The sequence below is a fragment of the Pseudomonas sp. AD21 genome, from assembly GCF_002878485.1.
Taxonomy (GTDB): Bacteria; Pseudomonadota; Gammaproteobacteria; order Pseudomonadales; family Pseudomonadaceae; genus Aquipseudomonas.
On the sequence record NZ_NQYG01000057.1, the window covers coordinates 18,887 to 35,824 of the forward strand.

At 61.2% G+C, this 16,938-nt stretch carries 17 protein-coding genes and 1 pseudogene; 9 read left to right on the forward strand and 9 right to left on the reverse strand.

Annotated features, from left to right (window positions below; genetic code table 11):
* Positions 1-16: 16 nt before the first annotated feature.
* Positions 17-880 (reverse strand): methyl-accepting chemotaxis protein, encoded by an 864-nt coding sequence (locus tag PseAD21_RS30355; protein WP_371859091.1) that lies wholly within the window; start codon positions 878-880, stop codon positions 17-19.
* A pseudogene (locus PseAD21_RS30360) lies at positions 872-1,537 on the reverse strand (HAMP domain-containing protein); the annotation flags it as partial. The pseudogene PseAD21_RS30360 and the gene PseAD21_RS30355, both read right to left, overlap by 9 nt.
* A 282-nt stretch (positions 1,538-1,819) precedes the next feature.
* Between PseAD21_RS30360 and PseAD21_RS23870 the strand changes: the two are divergent.
* Both PseAD21_RS23870 and PseAD21_RS23875 read left to right on the forward strand, forming a co-directional pair.
* Positions 1,820-2,134 (forward strand): DUF2388 domain-containing protein, encoded by a 315-nt coding sequence (locus tag PseAD21_RS23870; protein WP_025111286.1) that lies wholly within the window; start codon positions 1,820-1,822, stop codon positions 2,132-2,134.
* A 68-nt stretch (positions 2,135-2,202) separates the two neighbouring features.
* Positions 2,203-2,625: a hypothetical protein gene (locus PseAD21_RS23875; protein ID WP_102358254.1), complete on the forward strand. Its 423-nt coding sequence runs from the start codon at positions 2,203-2,205 to the stop codon at positions 2,623-2,625.
* On the opposite strand, the gene ligD is transcribed toward PseAD21_RS23875, so the two are convergent.
* Positions 2,626-5,226, reverse strand: coding sequence for a DNA ligase D (gene ligD / locus PseAD21_RS23880; protein ID WP_102358256.1), 2,601 nt, complete (start codon positions 5,224-5,226; stop codon positions 2,626-2,628).
* Between the two features lie 126 nt (positions 5,227-5,352).
* A complete protein-coding gene (locus PseAD21_RS23885; RefSeq protein ID WP_102358257.1) occupies positions 5,353-6,111 on the reverse strand; it encodes a tellurite resistance TerB family protein in 759 nt (252 codons plus the stop codon).
* Positions 6,112-6,356: 245 nt separating this feature from the next.
* Here PseAD21_RS23885 and pcsA point away from each other — a divergent pair, with 245 nt between their 5' ends.
* Positions 6,357-7,079 (forward strand): phosphatidylcholine synthase, encoded by a 723-nt coding sequence (gene pcsA, locus PseAD21_RS23890; protein ID WP_102358259.1) that lies wholly within the window; start codon positions 6,357-6,359, stop codon positions 7,077-7,079.
* Between the two features lie 139 nt (positions 7,080-7,218).
* On the opposite strand, the gene PseAD21_RS23900 is transcribed toward pcsA, so the two are convergent.
* Complete coding sequence (locus PseAD21_RS23900; protein ID WP_102358262.1) at positions 7,219-8,031, reverse strand: class I SAM-dependent methyltransferase; 813 nt, start codon at positions 8,029-8,031, stop codon at positions 7,219-7,221.
* Positions 8,032-8,061: 30 nt separating this feature from the next.
* On the reverse strand, positions 8,062-8,334 hold the full coding sequence (locus tag PseAD21_RS23905) for a DUF4242 domain-containing protein (protein ID WP_102358263.1): 273 nt from the start codon (positions 8,332-8,334) through the stop codon (positions 8,062-8,064).
* A gap of 230 nt (positions 8,335-8,564) precedes the next feature.
* Here PseAD21_RS23905 and PseAD21_RS23910 point away from each other — a divergent pair, with 230 nt between their 5' ends.
* A complete protein-coding gene (locus tag PseAD21_RS23910) occupies positions 8,565-9,026 on the forward strand; it encodes a GNAT family N-acetyltransferase (protein WP_102358265.1) in 462 nt (153 codons plus the stop codon).
* Between the two features lie 339 nt (positions 9,027-9,365).
* Positions 9,366-10,412, forward strand: a complete 1,047-nt coding sequence (locus tag PseAD21_RS23915) for a class I SAM-dependent methyltransferase (RefSeq protein ID WP_102358276.1) — start codon at positions 9,366-9,368, stop codon at positions 10,410-10,412.
* 48 nt (positions 10,413-10,460) lie between these two features.
* On the opposite strand, the gene PseAD21_RS23920 is transcribed toward PseAD21_RS23915, so the two are convergent.
* Together PseAD21_RS23920 and PseAD21_RS23925 are read right to left on the reverse strand one after the other, a co-directional pair.
* Complete coding sequence (locus PseAD21_RS23920) at positions 10,461-11,531, reverse strand: hypothetical protein (RefSeq protein ID WP_102358267.1); 1,071 nt, start codon at positions 11,529-11,531, stop codon at positions 10,461-10,463.
* A gap of 3 nt (positions 11,532-11,534) precedes the next feature.
* Positions 11,535-11,912 (reverse strand): hypothetical protein, encoded by a 378-nt coding sequence (locus PseAD21_RS23925; protein WP_146011313.1) that lies wholly within the window; start codon positions 11,910-11,912, stop codon positions 11,535-11,537.
* Between the two features lie 152 nt (positions 11,913-12,064).
* Here PseAD21_RS23925 and PseAD21_RS23930 point away from each other — a divergent pair, with 152 nt between their 5' ends.
* Positions 12,065-12,898: an NAD-dependent protein deacetylase gene (locus PseAD21_RS23930; RefSeq protein ID WP_102358270.1), complete on the forward strand. Its 834-nt coding sequence runs from the start codon at positions 12,065-12,067 to the stop codon at positions 12,896-12,898.
* Positions 12,899-12,988: 90 nt separating this feature from the next.
* On the opposite strand, the gene PseAD21_RS23935 is transcribed toward PseAD21_RS23930, so the two are convergent.
* A complete protein-coding gene (locus tag PseAD21_RS23935; protein WP_102358271.1) occupies positions 12,989-13,864 on the reverse strand; it encodes a LysR family transcriptional regulator in 876 nt (291 codons plus the stop codon).
* A 263-nt stretch (positions 13,865-14,127) separates the two neighbouring features.
* On the opposite strand from PseAD21_RS23935, the gene PseAD21_RS23940 reads away from it, so the two are divergent.
* From PseAD21_RS23940 to PseAD21_RS23950, 3 genes are read left to right on the forward strand one after another with little or no spacing between them, the layout of a single operon-like run.
* Positions 14,128-14,826: a CoA transferase subunit A gene (locus PseAD21_RS23940; RefSeq protein ID WP_016983257.1), complete on the forward strand. Its 699-nt coding sequence runs from the start codon at positions 14,128-14,130 to the stop codon at positions 14,824-14,826.
* A gap of 26 nt (positions 14,827-14,852) precedes the next feature.
* Positions 14,853-15,518 (forward strand): CoA transferase subunit B, encoded by a 666-nt coding sequence (locus tag PseAD21_RS23945; RefSeq protein WP_102358272.1) that lies wholly within the window; start codon positions 14,853-14,855, stop codon positions 15,516-15,518.
* Between the two features lie 11 nt (positions 15,519-15,529).
* A complete protein-coding gene (locus tag PseAD21_RS23950) occupies positions 15,530-16,711 on the forward strand; it encodes an acetyl-CoA C-acetyltransferase (RefSeq protein ID WP_102358273.1) in 1,182 nt (393 codons plus the stop codon).
* Positions 16,712-16,938: the final 227 nt, after the last annotated feature.

Here is a 16,938-nt window from a genome sequence, read left to right on the forward strand (position 1 = left end):
TTCAAACACCACCCCACTACAACCGAAACCGATCCACCGACAACGCCAACGCCCCCGCCAGACTCGACAATTCATCCGTGGTATTGGCCGTCTGCCCGATCACCTTGCTGTTGCCCTCGGACATCCCGGCGATCATTTCCACTTGATGGGCGATTTCGTTGCTGGCCTGGCTTTGCTCGCCGATGGTGCGGGTGATGTCGTTGACCAGTTGCGTGGTGCTCAGAGTCGCGTCGAGGATTTCGCGAATCGCCCGCTCGACTTCGGCCGTGACCGCCATGCCCTTGTCGACTTGGGCCACGCCGGCCTCCATGCTGCTGACCGCCTCGCGAGTGCTGTGCTGGATGCGCGCGACCATGGCAGCGATTTCCTGGGTTGAGGCACTGGTGCGGGCGGCCAGGCTGCGCACTTCGTCGGCAACCACCGCAAAGCCCCGGCCCTGTTCGCCGGCCCGCGCCGCCTCGATGGCCGCGTTGAGCGCCAGCAGATTGGTCTGGTCGGCAATGCCCTTGATCACCTGAATGATGTTGAAGATGCCTTCGGACTCCTGATCCAGCGTGCGGATCACCTGCGCCGACTGCTGCGCCGAGCGGGCGATGTCGTCCATGTCGCTGACCACCTGATGGATCACCTGTCCGCCACTCTTGGCCAGCGACTCGGCCTGATTGGCCATGCCCAGCGCGCGTTCGGCGTGGCGGGTGATGTCCTCGATGCTGGCAGTCATCTGGCTGGCGGCAGCGGCCATGGTGCCGGCGGCGGCGCTTTGCTGCTGACTGCTGTCGGCCACCTGATGGCAGCCGTGGCTCAACTGCTCGCTCATGCCGCTGACGCCATGGGCGTTGCGCCGCACCACGTCGATCATGTCGCGCAGATCGCGCTGCATGGTCGCCAGGCTGCGGATCAGCGTGCTGGCCTCGTCCTTGCCGGCGGGTTCGCTGATCGGCTCACTGAGGTTGCCGTGGGCAATGCTTTGGGCGATGTGATTGGCGGACTTCAGCGGCCCCATGATGCTGCGGGTTACCCAGCGCCCTTGCGCCAACAACAGCAACAGGCTGGCGAGCAACACCACGGCGAGGGCGATGTTGGCGTTGCGGATCGCGCTTTCGGTGGCCTGACGGGTGTCGCGGGTATTGCTTTCGATCAGTTCGCTGAGCGCGGCCATCTGCTCTTCGAGCTGGCTGAACGCGGCATTGAACGTGCCGAGTTCCCGCTGGGCGCTGTCCGGGTTGTCCAGTGCCAGGCCGACGATGCGCTCGGCCGCCTCGATGTAGGTGTCCAGGCTGGGCTTGATGTGTTCCTGCGCAGCCTTGATCGTCGGGTTGACCGGCAGCTTGAGGTTTTCATCCAGCACTTCGCGAAAGTGCGTCGCGTGCTCGTTGATCGAGTCACGCACCTCGGCGGCCGTGCCGGTGCTTTTGCCCAGGCCCACCAGCAGCGCTGAGTACACATCGGCGCGAAGTGCGTCGTGCATCATGTCGGCTTCCATGTGATTGCGCAGTGCGGTCATGCTCACCGCGTTGTCGTTCACCGCACCGGACATGCGCGTGTTGCCCACATAACTGACCAGACTCACGATCAGCGCCGTCAGCAGACTGGTTGCAATCAGCAACCGCAAACGCAATTTGATCGACACCGGGGGATCCTCCCTGAGGCTCGCTGGAATGCGCCTGTCAGGGTTTCAGTTAAGCCTATTTGCGCGAATGTGCCGCATCAGAGCGTTTCAGCAAGTATCCATGCGTTCGAATGGAACTCCGGCAAGCGGCGCACCTCTGAGATTATGTAGTCCTTCCTTTTTGCTTCGCGCTTGTGGAGGAACACCGTCATGCGCAAGTTAGTGCTCGTTTCTTCTCTCCTGCTGTGCCTCCCTGTCGGCTCGGCTCTGGCTCGTGTCGATGCCGGAGACGTCGCTACCTCGGCGGGTGTGTCCGCATCGCTGTACTCGACCTTCAAGGATCACAAAATGGTGATTCCGGCACGCGACGACCTGTCAGCGTTTGTCGCCAGCGGCGGGGCCATCCGTGGGGTTTATCTTGAGTCGGTGCTGCAACAGGTACGCCACGACAACCCAGGTTTGAACGCCAGCGATGAAGACCTCGCCAATGCGATTCTGGTGCATTACGAAGGTCTGAATCAGTAGCTGCCAGGGATGAAGCGGCCGATGGATGGCAGCTGAAGGCACATAGGCAAAACGGTCCCACGGCCTCTATGATGGAGGCCATGACGACTCTTGTGCCCGTCGCGCCTTTGCGCTCACCCTGCCCGCCCGGCGCCTGCGATTGCGGGCGCGACTCGTTGCTGGAGACGCCCGGCACAGATCTGCGCATCCTGCGCCTGACCCGTGAACAGGAAAAAATCCTCCTCGCCCGCCTGGAACAACTCAAAGACCTCGCCGACCTGCGGCACCTGCAAAACCGCATGTACGAGCAGTTGGGCGTGCGCGTGGAGATATCCCCGGGGTTTCATGAAGTGCGCACCATGCTCGGCATCGAGATTCAGATCGAGGACCTACCGGGGCTGTGCCGCAAGACGCGCAAAGCAATCCCGGCAGCCATCCGCCGGGGCCTGAACAACCACCCCGCAATCGCCTTCGAACTGCTCAACGCCCACGACTTGCTGCGCGACACATAATCACTTTTTCATACCGACCCGCTTGCGCATCTCGGCGGTGATGCTCTGGCGGGTTTTCTTCAGGTCAGCCCACGGCGCATCGCCGACTTCGCTCAAGCGCTCATTGACGTTGCTGATGTTCCACTGATTGCCGCCCTTGATTTCGGCCACCTCTTCGCGAAACAACGGCACCGACACCGGCAACCCCTCGCGAGTACGCGCCGCGTAAGCACAAATGGTGGTGGCGCCCAGGCCGTTGCGCAGGTAATCGATGAAGATCCGCCCAACACGGTTTTTCGGCCCGGACACCGAGGAAAATCGCTCCGGCAAGAGTTTCGCCATATGACTGACGATCGCATGGCTGAAATCCTTGACCTCATCCCAGCCATGCTTGCGCGTCAACGGCACCACCAAGTGAATGCCCTTGCCGCCGCTGGTCTTGAGAAACACCTTGAGCCCCAGTTCATCGAGCACGGTCAGGGTCAGTGCGGTGGCTTCGACCATGCTTTTCCACGGCAGCGCAGGGTCCGGGTCAAGATCAAGGACGAAGCGGTCAGGTTTGTCGAGATCGACGGTTGTGGCATTCCAGGTGTGCAGCTCGACCGTGCTCATCTGCACCGCGCCAATCAGCGCTTCGGCGTTGTTGATCAGCATCATCGGTTGGCCGGTGACGTCCTTGTCCAGCGTGGTGATCCCTGGGATCGCCAGGCGCTCGGCGTTTTTCTGGAAAAACAGTTCGCCAGCGATGCCATCCGGCGCCCGCACCAGGGCCACCGGGCGATCCTTGAGTTGCGGCAGTATCCACTCCGCGACGCTGGCGTAATACTCGGCCAGTTGCATCTTTGTGGTCCCGCTGACAGCATCGATCACCCGGTCGGGATGGGTGATGCGCACCTTGCCGCTGGCGAGACCAGGCTGCGACGGCGGCGCTTCGGCTTTCTTCGACGCTGGGGCTTTCGTTGATGAAGCGGCTTTCTTTGATGAGCTGGCTTTGGCTGGCGTCTTCACGGTTTTCGCGCGCTCCTCGGTAATCGCTTTGGCCGGTTTGTCATTGCGCAGACCATGGAACACGGCGTGGCGCACCGAACCGTCCTTGGTCATTTCGGCGAACGCCACTTCCGCCAGCAGGTTCGGCTTGAGCCAGTGCACGCCTTTGGCCTCGAAGCCACTTGGCGGATTGACCACCGCCGCCTTCTTCACCTGCAGCGGCTTGAGTTGGGCGAGGATGCTTTTCAGCGTCGCCTCGTTGAACCCGGTGCCGACCTTGCCGGCGTAGCGCAACTCACCACTGTCGCGATCATGCAGGCCCAACAGCAAGGCACCGAAGGCACTGCGCGCGCCTTTCGGATCGGTGTAGCCAACGATCACGAATTCCTGCCGATGCTTGCACTTGAGCTTGATCCAGTCGCTGCTGCGCCGCGACACATAAGGCGAGCCGAGGCGTTTGCCGATCAAACCTTCCATCTGCATCTGGCAGGCGCTGTTGAGCAACGCGTCCGGGGTTTCGTCGAAGGCTTCGGAAAAGCGCAGCAAGGGCTGCTCGTGCCCACCAAGCACCGTGGACAGCGCCGCACGACGCTCCTCGACCGGCACTTCGCGCAGGTCAACGCCGTTGAGATACGGCAAGTCGAACAGGTAGTAGACGATGTTGCCGCTACGCCCCGCCTCGAAGGCGTTTTGCAGCGCCTGAAAGTCCGGCACGCCTTGCTCGTTGGCCACCACCATTTCGCCGTCCAGCCACGCCGATTCCAGCCCCAGCGCGGCCAGCGCTTGCGCCTGTTGCGGCAGTTTGTGCGTCCAGTCGTGACCGTTGCGGGTGAACAGCTGCACCTGATCGTGATCAATGCGCGCCATGATCCGGTAACCATCGAACTTGATCTCGTAACTCCACTGCCCTTCGGGTGCGCTGTCGACCAGGGTCGCCAGTTCTGGCTTGAGTTGCGCCGGGAGTTTGGCCTTGCGCGCGCCGGTAAGGGTCCCGGACGCCGCCTTGCGCGGTTTGGCCGGGGCTTTTTTCAACGGTTTTGCTTGCTCGGCGGCGAGCCTCGGTTTGCTGATCAGGGTCCGCTCGCTGAGCACGCTGTTCGGCTCCGCGCTAAGCACGTCGTAGTCGTCTTGCGGGCGGGCGGCGCTGTCCTGATGCTTGATCAGGAACCAGTTTTCCTTCTTGCCCGGCATGTGCGTGCGCACCAGATTCCAGAGGCCGGACAGCTTCTGGCCCTGCAACTCGAACTTGAGCTTGCCCTTGGCGTAGGCCTTGGCCGGATCATCCAGCGGAATCCACACGCCGCGATCCCAGACGATCACATCGCCGGCGCCGTAATGTCCCTCGGGAATGCTGCCTTCAAACGTGGCGTAATCCAGTGGATGGTCCTCGACATGCACCGCCAGGCGCTTGACCTTGGGATCTAGCGACGGTCCCTTGGGTACCGCCCAGCTCTTCAGTGCGCCATCGAGTTCCAGGCGAAAGTCGTAATGCAGGTGCGAAGCGTCGTGCTTCTGGATGCAGAACTGCAGCGCATGCTCAGTGGCCTTGCTGCGGCCACGGCGCTTGACGGCGGCGGGCTCTGAGGTCGCCGAGAAATCGCGCATGCGGTTGTAGTCGTCGAGGTTCCTGTTCATGGCGCACCGGTCGCAGTGTGGCTCTGTTATGCAGAAGAGCGACGCGCCGCTGGAAAATTCAATCGACGTAAAAAAGCCCCGGACGGATGGACCGCCCGAGGCTGGTACTTTCAAAGGTTTTCGAGGTCAGGCCGGACCTTTGGCCTGTTGTTCAAGATGCACCTGCAAATCCGGATCGATCCCCAAGGCAGCCGCCAGTTCATCCAGATAGCTGCGCTCGGCGTCCTGCTGGTCATCCACCAGGATCACACTGACCAGATACATCTCGGCGGCCATGGCCGGGTCGCCTTTAGCGGCCTGGGCGACTTCGGTCGCATCCAGCGGTTTGGCGACTTCGCTTTCAAACCATTGCTGCAATTGTGGGTCGTCAGTGTGTTGGCTGATTTCATCATTGATCATCTGCTGTTCGCGGTCATCGATCTGCCCGTCAGCCTTGGCCGCCGCAATCAGCGCCCGCAGCACCGCATGGCTGTGTTCCTCGACCTCTGGCCCGGCCAGCAGATCCGCCGTTTGCGGGATCTGTTGTGGCGCGGCCGAGGCCTGACTGCGTTGCCAGGCCTGATACGCCTGGAACGCCATCATCCCCAGCGACGCCAGTGCCGCATAATTGGTGCCGCCGGAACGGCTTTGCGTACTCCCGCCGCCCAACGCACCGCCGAGCGCACCGCCCAATCCACCGCCGCTACCACCGCCGAGCAGGCCACCGAGCAAACCGCCCAGCCCACCGGACTGCGCCGCACTGCCGCCGCTACTCGCACCGCCGCCCAACAGGCCGCCGAGCAAGCCGCCCAGCCCATCGAGACCACCACCAGAAGAGGCACCACTGGATTGTCCTGCCGAGGCCTGGCCCCGCAGCAGTTGTTCGAGCAAATCGCTGGTGTTCATGATCTCGTCCTCAGGCATTGGCATTAATTGCGTCAGGCAACGATAGACCGCTACAGCCATCGCGCCAACACCATTTGGCTGACGCCAGCCGAAGATGGCGGATTTCGTCGAGGTATTTTTTGTGCGGCCAGCTAAGATTCAAAGGTGGTGAACCTTATCCCGGCCAAACCGGTCGATAGCTGCAACCCCGACCCGGTTTGCCGGCGCCCTTTGCCCGAGGCTTCATTTATCTGGAGAACGCCCCTGTGATATCGACCGTACACATCGCCAGGCTCAAAGCATGGGGCGCCCATGGTTTTACCGCGACCGGCGTGGTCACTGCATTTCTGGCAACCCTCGCATTGCTGGAAAACCAGCCGACCCACTGCCTGATGTGGCTGGGCGTGGCGTTGATCGTCGACGGTCTCGACGGCGCGCTGGCGCGCAAGGTCAATGTGCAATCGGTGCTGCCGAGTTTCGACGGATCGATCCTCGACCTGGTGATCGATTACCTGACCTACGTGTTCATCCCGGCGCTGTTCATCTACCGCTATATTCCCCTGCCCGACTACACTTTGCTGCTGACCGTGTCACTGATTCTGGTGTCGTCGCTGTTCTGTTTCTGCAACGTCAACATGAAGAGCAAGGACAACTACTTCGTCGGCTTCCCGGCCGCGTGGAACGTGGTTGCCCTGTGCCTGTACATCATCGGCCCGGGGCCGTGGATCACCTTGTTGACGGTGATCGCTCTGGCACTGCTGACCGTCACCCGAATGAAATTCCTCCACCCGTTCCGCGTGCGCCGGTTCATGCCGATCAACATCGCGGTGACGGCGATCTGGCTGCTGTGCAGCCTGTCGCTGGTGCTCAACCACCCGGTGATCAATCCGCTGGTAATGGGTTTGTGGCTGCTGGCGTCGGCGTACTTCCTGGGAATCTGCATCTGGCGTACGGCGCTGGAGTGGTTTGAGCGGCCGCAGGAGAAATAGACCTGATCGCCATACACAACAACCTGGGAGAGCGGGCTTGCTCGCGAATGCGCTGGGTCAGTAGGAATAACGACTGACTGAACCGACGCTTTCGCGAGCAAGCCCGCTCCCACAGTGGGGGTTGCACTGTTCTGAACATTCAGCGTTTGCTGATCACCACCTGCAGATACTCGCTCGGCACCACCAGCGAGCCCTCTCCCGCCCGGTTCGAGCGCTTCAGCAGATCCGCCAGATCGCTCTCCAGCGCCTGCCCGCTCTCCGGCGGCAGCGCCGCGAAGGCCTTGTGCACCGGCCCGTACCAGTGGCGGAAAATGTCGATGAAATGTGCCGCCGAGCGATAGCGAAAGTTGAAGGTACGACGCGTGACCTGCAGCAAGAACTCACGTTCGCCAAAGTGGCTGTGCAACCAGGCTTCAGTGCCCCAGTTCGACGGCGGCTGGGCCACGGCGGGCGGTGGCACGTGGCGGCCCAGCACCTTGAACATCTGCCCGACGAAACCTTCCGGTGTCCAGTTCGCCAGGCCGACCCGCCCGCCCCGCCGACAGACTCGCGCCAATTCCGCCGCTGCGGTGGCCTGATCCGGGGCAAACATCACGCCGAAGGTCGAGAGCACCGCGTCATAGCTCTCATCGGCAAACGGCAACGCTTCGGCATCGGCAACCTGAAAGGTCACATCCAGATGCTCGGCCCGCGCCCGGTCCTGGCCACGCTCCAGCAGCGCCGCCACATAGTCGGTGGACGTCACCAGACAACCACGCCGCGCCGCCGCCAAAGTGGCGTTGCCGTTACCGGCGGCGACATCCAGCACCTCTTCATCGCAGCGCAGGTCGCAGGCTTCGGCAAGGTTTTCGCCGACGATTTGCAGGGTGGTGCCGATCACCGCGTAGTCGCCGCTGGCCCAGGCGACTTTCTGGCGCTCCTTGAGGCCCGTCAGATCAATGGGGGTGCTCATCTATCACGCTCCGCTGCAGTCGGGTTGACGTCATTCAGCCGTGGTCGGATCGATGACCGTCATCACCCGCGCCACATTGTTGGCCGGGAAACCGCCAAGCCTGGCGTGTTCGCGCACCAGCTCTTCGTCAGGCGCGATGTACACGCAATAGATCTTGTCGGCGGTGACATAGCTGTGCAGCCACTGCACTTGCGGCCCGAGTTCGCGCAACACCTGGCAGGAGGTTTGCGACACGGCTTTGAGTTCTTGCTCCGACAGCGTCCCGGCCCCTGGAATCTCGCGTTCAATCACGAATTTCGGCATGGCAACCTCGCGTTCTTTTTATCAGTGACAGGGTCGGCAGTGGCCCTGCTCGCCCACTATCGCGCCGAGGGGCGTCGGCGTCCGCTCCAATCGTCCGAAGAGCCGGTAAAACAAGGGCCGGGCCGATGAATGGCGGGATTTTGTAAAGCCCTCGAAACACTGTCGGGATTGCCATTGCACGGGGCAATCGGCTCTTATGTTTTCCCCTCCTCCGAGAATGGATTCGCGTCATGTCCCTGCGCCTCGAATGGCTCGTCGATCACCCGCAGCACAGCGACACTTACGCCGAGTGGATCCACCGCCAATTCGCCTACGAATACGCCCAGCAACCCTTGACCGAATGGCAACGCGAGTTCGCCGCTGGCCAGAGCAACGGCGACTGGCCGTGCCTGATTGCGCTGGATGGTGACCGACTGCTCGGCGGCGCGGCGCTGGCCCGGGCGGATCTGGCCCTGCGCCCGGATCTTGGCCCGTGGCTGGCGTGCGTGTTTGTCAGCCCGCAGGCACGAGGCCAAGGCTTGGCGGAACGACTGATCGAAGGCATCAGTCAGGCCGCGAAACAGCGTGGCTTCGCGCGGTTCTATCTGCACACGCAGAACAAACAGGACTACTACGCCAAGCGTGGCTGGACGCTGCTGGAGCGCTTCCACGCCTGGGGCAACGACCAATGGCTCATGGTGCGTGACCTGTGAGCCATTGATGTGTGCGGCCAGCGACTGCCGACGCACAGCGGGATGGAGCACCACATATCCCCTGTGGGAGCGGGCTTGCTCGCGAAGGCGGTGGATGGGTCAATCCATCGGGGGCTGACACACCGCTTTCGCGAGCAAGCCCGCTCCCACATTGGATTTGCGGTGTTCACAAAGCCTGCATCTCGCCCCAGCCCGACTAGACTGACTTATTACCCAGTCGAGGGGGAATGCAGGACGACGTCAGCTGTGCCCTGCCCACTTCTGTGACCACTGCCCTGCGGCCCATGCCTCGACAACGTTTTGCCACCGGACGGTGATCCTGTATCAGGAGCACTCATGATGGACGAATCAAGGCTCAACGCATTCATGGGCAAACTGGTCAACGACATGGGCGGCGCCGCGATGCTGGCGAACGTCATCGTTGGCGAAGAACTCGGGCTGTACCGGGCGATGGCCGACAGTCAGCCGATCACCCCGCAAGCCCTCGCCGAAAAAACCACCTGCAACCCACGACTGGTACGCGAATGGCTCAGCGCCCATGCTGCGTCCGGCTACATGGAACATCACGATGGTCTGTTCCGCCTGCCGGAGGAACAGGCGTTGGCACTGGCCATCGAGGACTCGCCGGTGTACGTCGCCGGCGGGCTCGGCGTGGTGGCATCGTTTTTCCACGACAAGGACAAACTGGTCAAGGCGATGCGCGGCAACGGCGCCCTGCCCTGGGGCGATCACCACCCGTGCATGTTCACCGGCACCGAGCGCTTCTTTCGCCCCGGCTACAAAGGTCACTTGATCGCTGAATGGCTGCCGGCGCTGGACGGCGTGGTAGCCAAACTCGAAGACGGCGCCAAAGTCGCCGACATCGGCTGCGGACACGGCGCCTCGACGGTGATCATGGCCCAGGCGTTTCCCAACTCGCGCTTCGTCGGCTTCGATTACCACGCGCCGTCGATCACCGTCGCCACCCAACGCGCCGAAGAAGGCGGGGTCAGCAGTCGGGCGAAGTTTTTCCAGAACACCGCCAAAAGCTACCCCGGCGGCGACTATGACCTGATCTGCTATTTCGACTGCCTGCACGACATGGGCGACCCGGTCGGCGCTGCCCGGCATGCCTACGAGTCGTTGAAGGACGACGGCACGGTGCTGCTGGTCGAGCCGTTTGCCAACGATACGCTGGACGACAACATCAACCCGGTCGGCCGGTTGTTCTACGCAGCCTCGACCTTTATCTGCACGCCGAACTCGCTGTCTCAGGAAGTCGGCCTCGGTCTCGGTGCGCAGGCCGGTGAAATGCGCTTGCGCAAGGTGTTTGCCGAGGCCGGGTTCAAGCACTTTCGCCGGGCGACGCAAACGCCGTTCAATCTGATTCTGGAGGCGCGCAAGTAAGAGCTGAATCAATCCCGGGCAAGTTGTTTGCCCGGGAAAAGACCCGGACTATTGATCGCCGGGGATATAGCCGTTGACGAACCAATGCTCCTCGCACTTGAACAACACCAGGTCCAGTGTGGTATCACCTGCCTCATTGTCCATGGCTTGCCGGACAACCTCCGGTATATCGCGTTTGCCTTTATGAGGCCACGTTAAAATCAGTGCCGGAACGCCCTGCGAAACGACGATCTCACCTCTGCTTTCCACCGAATCAATTATCTGATGCCACTCCGTCTCACGCGCCTTACGTTTGAAGACCAAACTTCCTCGCGTGGAGAACTGATTCATCGTTAGCACATCGTCTGGATGCTCGGTCCGATTGGAAATTATGCGGTCATATATCCGCTCGGCTTGATCGATGTCGATCAATGCTTTGGCGGTCATACCATCTTTACGTTCAAAGCCTTTGGAATAAGGCGAACGTGCTCCCAGCAGATGATCGAGCTTGCCCCTGGAATCATGTAAGCCATCGCTGACCATACGCGCAGACGCAGTGCCCTTGCATATATCCACCACCGTATCTTCGTCGCAGGAATTGAGGCAGGCTTTCTTGAGCCCCATTTTTTCGATGATATTGGTAGCAATCCTGGTCACCTGTGGTCCGGCGCCGGAGTCATAGGAGTCACCCAGATCGGAATGCGCACCCGGCAAGCGCACAGTGAATACTCGTGGCTGTGGTTCGAGCCCGGAAAAATGACGTGTGAACTGCTCATATTTCGTATCGTCGTCGACTACAGGTGGAAACAGCGTTCGTGTCTCGTTTTTTGCAACCAGATGCAAGGCAAATTCCAAGTTTGGCGGAAACGCCAGATTCAGAAAATAGCTTTGGCCGGTCACCACCGTTTCGATCAGGATGGCTGACGACCAGACGGGCGCCGACGTTCCCAAAGTTCCTTTTTGGGAGGCTTCGTAAACCTTGTTCAAAAAATGCCGGGCCGTCGCCGCTCCCCGACTGAATCCTACAACGAGCACCTTCACCTCGGTGGCGGAAGGGTTTTGCGCGATGAAACGCTCCAACTGAGCGAGAGCATTGCTGGCCGTGCTGCGGGAGCTAATACCGAAAGCCGCGTCCGGCACACATCACCAGGCGTCAGCACAGCCCGGCCCACGGAGATAGATCTTACGTATCGGTGATCGAGAATCTCGGCTGCCCTCGACCTTGTCGAACAACTGAGCAACCACTGTTTTGGTTTCTCCGGGTGGTACTTGCTCGCGGTCATTGTTGGTGCCGTCGAAGTTCACTACGAAAATGATCGTATTCGGCTTTTGTTCATTGAGTAACGGGATCGACTCGACGAAATATTCGGTTTCCAGAACAGTGGTCAGTTCTTTGATCGACGCTGGGCTGATCGGAACTTCACGGGAGCCTGAAAAAAAACCGCTGCAACCACTCAATGAACCCAGCAAGACCAAAGTGCTGGAAAAACGTGCAGCTAGCGTTAAAAACTTAGGAGACACAATCACCGTCCAAAATTGACGTAAATAAAGTAGGACGCCAGGTCTATGATCAGATCATGCAGGCGTACTCGTGCACTTCCTATCGGCTAGCACTCGGCAAACTGAAATGCTGCCGGCGGTCTGAATTTTTTGGTGAACGCGGAGCGATATCGATGATGCATTCCCCCCAACTGCGCACGCTTGTTGAGCAGATGAGTGATGGCGGCTTTGTGGTGCTGACCGGCGCCGGCATCAGCACGCCCTCGGGCATCCCCGATTACCGCGACAGCGAAGGTGTACGGCGTGGCCGGCAGCCGATGATGTATCAGGAATTTCTCGCTGCGCCCGAATCGCGCCGTCGCTATTGGGCGCGGGCCATGCTCGGCTGGCCAAGAGTGCGTCAGGCGCAGCCGAATGCCGCGCATGTGGCGCTGGCCGAGTTGCAGCGCCAAGGGCGGATCAGCGCCTTGATCACGCAGAACGTCGACACCCTGCACGATCAGGCCGGCAGCCCGGATGTGATCGAACTGCATGGCAGCCTGCACCGGGTGCTGTGCCTGGATTGCGGCCAGCGCAGCACGCGCGACGAGATTCAGCAACGGATGGTCGAGCAGAATCCGTATCTGGCCGGGGTCGATGCGGTACAGGCGCCGGACGGCGATACGCTGCTCGATCCGGCCTTCGAAGCGCGCTTTCAGACGCCGCAGTGCCCCTATTGCGCGGGCGAAAGGATGAAGCCGGACGTGGTGTTCTTCGGCGAGAACGTGGCGCAGCCGACGGCGGCACGAGCGATGGCGGCGGCGGAAAATGCCGCGGGGTTGCTGGTGGTGGGCTCGTCGCTGATGGCCTATTCGGCATTCCGTCTGTGCCGGGTGATCACCGATCGCGGCAAGCCGTTGATGGCGATCAACCTGGGCAAGACCCGGGCGGATGAGTTGCTGGATTTGAAGATCGAAGTGTCATGTGAACAGCTGCTGCCGTTGCTGGCGCAAAGCCTGACCTCCTGACCCCGCAATTCCCCTGCTCGCGATAGCGAGGATCAGACAATACTGCAGTGACTGACACCGCTAGCGCGAGCAGGCGAAGGCCTACAAAAGTCAGTGCTCGGCCCTGAGGATGTCGAACAGTGCCTGCGCCGCCGCCGACAGTTCATTGCCCGGTTCGGTCAACACACCAATCGCCCGCTCCACCGAGTCATTCAAGGTCAGGCAACAGGCGCCCAGTTCCAGCATCTGCTCGGCGCACAAGGCCGGCACCGCACTGACACCCAGCCCGCTGGCGACCATGCGCCCGACCGTTGCCAGTTGATGGCTTTCGAATTCCACCGGCAGTTTCATACCCCGGGCCTGCAAGTGTTCTTCAAGCATCACCCGCACCGTTGACGGTCGTTGCAGGGTGATGAACGATTCCTGCAGCAAGGTCTGCCAGTCGATCTCGCGGCGCCCGGCCAGCGCTGAATCCTGCGGCACCACCGCAACAAAGCGGTCCATGTACAGCGGGGTGAACGTCAGCGAGGTGTTCTGCATCGGCTCGAACGCCACGCCCAGTTCCACCTGCCGGTCACGAACCATTTCCAGCACTTGCTCGTTGATCACGTCGTTGACCGTGACGTTGACGTTTGGATAACGCGCGCGAAAAGTCTTGAGGATCGGCGGCAGCAGGTTGCCGGCAAACGACGGCATCGCCGCCAGCGTCACCCGCCCGCGTTGCAGGCTGAAGCGCTGGCGCATTTCATCTTCGGCGTTGTCCCAGTCGGCGATCAGGCGCCGGGCCAGCGGCAGCAGCGATTCGCCTTCGGCGGTCAGCGCCACATTACGCGTATTGCGACTGAACAGGCGCCCGCCCAAGCCTTCCTCCAGCGCCTTGATGGTCAGGCTCAAGGCCGATTGCGACAGGTGCAGGCGCTCGCAGGCCACGGCGAAGCTCAGGCTCTGGGCCACGGCGAGAAAGGCGCGGATCTGTTTGATGGTCATACTGAAGCCTCAGGATCTTCGGTGCATCGTGGTACATGATCGTTCCCACGCTCCTGCGTACGCTGCGCGTCACTGGACGCTGCGCGTCTCTAGAGGCATTCCCTCGCGGAGCGTGGGAACGATCGAAGCAGCACGCCATAACGCTACTATTGAGTTTTATCTATCAATCAACCTTAAAAATCAACTTAACAAATATATCCTCCAGCGAGACACTCCAGTCATTCGGCTAGCCAGCCGCCCGACAAACAATAAAAGAGGTGCATATGGCAGGTTTCGACAAGCGCGTGAGTTCCTACGAGGAAGCCTTGGCCGGGCTTGAAGACGGCATGACCGTGATTGCCGGCGGCTTCGGCCTGTGCGGCATCCCGGAAAACCTGATCGCCGAGATCAAGCGCAAAGGCACCCGCGACCTCACCGTCGTATCCAACAACTGCGGCGTCGACGGTTTCGGCCTCGGCGTGCTGCTGACCGACCGCCAGATCAGCAAAGTGATCGCCTCCTACGTCGGCGAAAACAAACTGTTCGAAGAGCAACTGCTCAAGGGCGACATCGAAGTCATCCTGACCCCGCAAGGCACCCTCGCCGAGAAGATGCGCGCCGGCGGCGCCGGTATCCCGGCCTTCTTCACCGCCACCGGCGTCGGCACCCCGGTCGCCGAAGGCAAGGAAGTGCGTGAATTCAAAGGTCGCAAGTACCTGATGGAAGAATCCATCACCGGCGACTTCGCCATCGTCAAAGGCTGGAAAGCCGACCACTTCGGCAACGTCATCTACCGTCACACCGCGCAGAACTTCAACCCGCTGGCCGCCACCGCCGGCAAGATCACCGTGGTCGAAGTCGAAGAAATCGTCGAACCCGGCGAGTTGGATCCGTCGCAGATCCACACCCCCGGCATCTACGTCGACCGGGTCATTTGCGGCACGTTCGAAAAACGCATCGAACAGCGCACCATCCGCAAATAACCCAAGCCCAGACGGAGAACAACAACATGGCACTTTCCCGCGAACAAATGGCTCAGCGCGTCGCCCGCGAAATGCAGGACGGCTTCTACGTGAACCTCGGTATCGGCATTCCGACCCTGGTTGCCAACTACATTCCCGAAGGCATGGAAGTCATGCTGCAATCGGAAAACGGCCTGCTCGGCATGGGCCCGTTTCCGACCGAAGAAACCATTGATGCCGACATGATCAACGCCGGCAAACAAACCGTGACCGCACGCATCGGCGCGTCGATCTTCAACTCCGCCGAATCCTTCGCGATGATCCGAGGTGGTCATGTCGACCTGACCGTGCTGGGCGCGTTCGAAGTCGACGTCGAAGGCAATATCGCCTCGTGGATGATCCCCGGCAAACTGGTCAAGGGCATGGGCGGCGCCATGGATCTGGTGGCCGGTGCCGACAACATCATCGTGATCATGACCCACGCCTCCAAGGACGGTGAGTCCAAGCTGCTGTCCAGATGCAGCCTGCCGCTGACTGGCGCCGGTTGCATCAAGCGCGTGCTGACCGACCTCGCCTATCTGGAAATCGAAAATGGCGCTTTTGTCCTGAAGGAACGCGCACCTGGCGTCAGCGTCGAGGAAATCGTCGCCAAAACCGCTGGTAAACTGATCGTCCCGGATCACGTACCGGAAATGCAGTTCGCTGCCCAGTGAGGAATTCGAAAATGCAAGACGTCGTAATTGTTGCCGCCACGCGTACCGCGATCGGCAGTTTCCAGGGTTCGCTGGCCAGCGTGTCCGCCGTGGATCTGGGCGCGGCGGTGATCCGCCAGTTGCTCGAACAAACCGGTCTGGACGGTGCGCAGGTCGATGAAGTGATCATGGGCCAGGTGCTGACCGCCGGCGCCGGCCAGAACCCGGCGCGTCAGGCCGCGATCAAGGCTGGCCTGCCTCACGCCGTACCAGCGATGACCCTGAACAAAGTCTGCGGTTCGGGCCTCAAGGCCCTGCACCTCGGCGCACAGGCGATTCGTTGCGGCGACGCCGAGGTGATCATCGCCGGTGGTCAGGAGAACATGAGCCTGTCCAACTATGTGATGCCGGGCGCTCGCACCGGTCTGCGCATGGGCCACGCACAAATCGTCGACACCATGATCAGCGATGGCCTGTGGGATGCGTTCAACGATTACCACATGGGCATCACCGCCGAGAATCTGGTCGACAAGTACGAGATCAGCCGCGAACAGCAGGACGCCTTCGCTGCCGCGTCGCAGCAGAAAGCAGCCGCCGCGATTGAGGCGGGACGTTTTGTCGATGAAATCACCCCGATCCTGATCCCGCAGCGCAAAGGCGATCCGGTCGCGTTCAAGGTTGATGAGCAGCCACGTGGCGACACCACGGCCGAATCGTTGGCCAAGCTGCGTCCAGCGTTCAAAAAGGACGGCAGCGTCACCGCTGGCAACGCCTCGTCGCTGAACGACGGCGCCGCTGCGGTGATCCTGATGAGCGCCGAGAAAGCCAAAGCGCTGGGGCTGCCGGTGCTGGCGAAAATCGCCGCTTACGCCAACGCAGGCGTGGACCCGGCGATCATGGGCATCGGACCGGTCTCGGCCACCCGTCGCTGCCTCGACAAGGCGGGATGGAACGTCGGCCAACTGGACCTGATCGAAGCCAACGAAGCCTTCGCCGCGCAATCGCTGGCGGTGGCCAAGGATCTGCAATGGGATCTGGACAAGGTCAACGTCAACGGCGGCGCCATCGCCCTCGGTCACCCGATCGGTGCGTCGGGTTGCCGGGTGCTGGTGACCCTGCTGCACGAAATGCTCAAGCGTGATGCGAAGAAAGGTCTGGCGACCTTGTGCATCGGCGGTGGTCAGGGTGTAGCGCTGGCGCTGGAACGCGCTTAAACATCGAGTTCAACGGCGGGCGGGGGATCCACGACATCCGCTGCTCGCTGGCAACAAAAAACCCGGTGCGACTTGCGTTGCACCGGGTCTTTTTTTGTCCATTGAAATCTGCAGTGAATGTTCTGATGCCATCGCGAGCAGGCTCACGCCTACAGGGGAATACATTCCAAAGTGGGAGCGGGCTTGCTCACGAAGGCGTCAGCCCATCCAACAACCATGTCGCCTGA

Excerpts from the sequence above, each read along its gene's own strand:
- PseAD21_RS23950 (WP_102358273.1), top strand. The coding sequence starts at position 15,530 with ATGCAAGACGTCGTAATTGTTGCCGCCACGCGTACCGCGATCGGCAGT.
- PseAD21_RS23875 (WP_102358254.1), top strand. The coding sequence starts at position 2,203 with ATGATGGAGGCCATGACGACTCTTGTGCCCGTCGCGCCTTTGCGCTCA.
- PseAD21_RS23870 (WP_025111286.1), top strand. The coding sequence starts at position 1,820 with ATGCGCAAGTTAGTGCTCGTTTCTTCTCTCCTGCTGTGCCTCCCTGTC.
- PseAD21_RS23885 (WP_102358257.1), bottom strand. The coding sequence starts at position 6,111 with ATGAACACCAGCGATTTGCTCGAACAACTGCTGCGGGGCCAGGCCTCG.
- ligD (WP_102358256.1), bottom strand. The coding sequence starts at position 5,226 with ATGAACAGGAACCTCGACGACTACAACCGCATGCGCGATTTCTCGGCG.
- PseAD21_RS23935 (WP_102358271.1), bottom strand. The coding sequence starts at position 13,864 with ATGACCATCAAACAGATCCGCGCCTTTCTCGCCGTGGCCCAGAGCCTG.
- PseAD21_RS23910 (WP_102358265.1), top strand. The coding sequence starts at position 8,565 with ATGTCCCTGCGCCTCGAATGGCTCGTCGATCACCCGCAGCACAGCGAC.
- PseAD21_RS23945 (WP_102358272.1), top strand. The coding sequence starts at position 14,853 with ATGGCACTTTCCCGCGAACAAATGGCTCAGCGCGTCGCCCGCGAAATG.
- PseAD21_RS23905 (WP_102358263.1), bottom strand. The coding sequence starts at position 8,334 with ATGCCGAAATTCGTGATTGAACGCGAGATTCCAGGGGCCGGGACGCTG.
- PseAD21_RS23930 (WP_102358270.1), top strand. The coding sequence starts at position 12,065 with ATGATGCATTCCCCCCAACTGCGCACGCTTGTTGAGCAGATGAGTGAT.
- PseAD21_RS30355 (WP_371859091.1), bottom strand. The coding sequence starts at position 880 with ATGCAGCGCGATCTGCGCGACATGATCGACGTGGTGCGGCGCAACGCC.
- PseAD21_RS23915 (WP_102358276.1), top strand. The coding sequence starts at position 9,366 with ATGGACGAATCAAGGCTCAACGCATTCATGGGCAAACTGGTCAACGAC.
- PseAD21_RS23900 (WP_102358262.1), bottom strand. The coding sequence starts at position 8,031 with ATGAGCACCCCCATTGATCTGACGGGCCTCAAGGAGCGCCAGAAAGTC.
- PseAD21_RS23940 (WP_016983257.1), top strand. The coding sequence starts at position 14,128 with ATGGCAGGTTTCGACAAGCGCGTGAGTTCCTACGAGGAAGCCTTGGCC.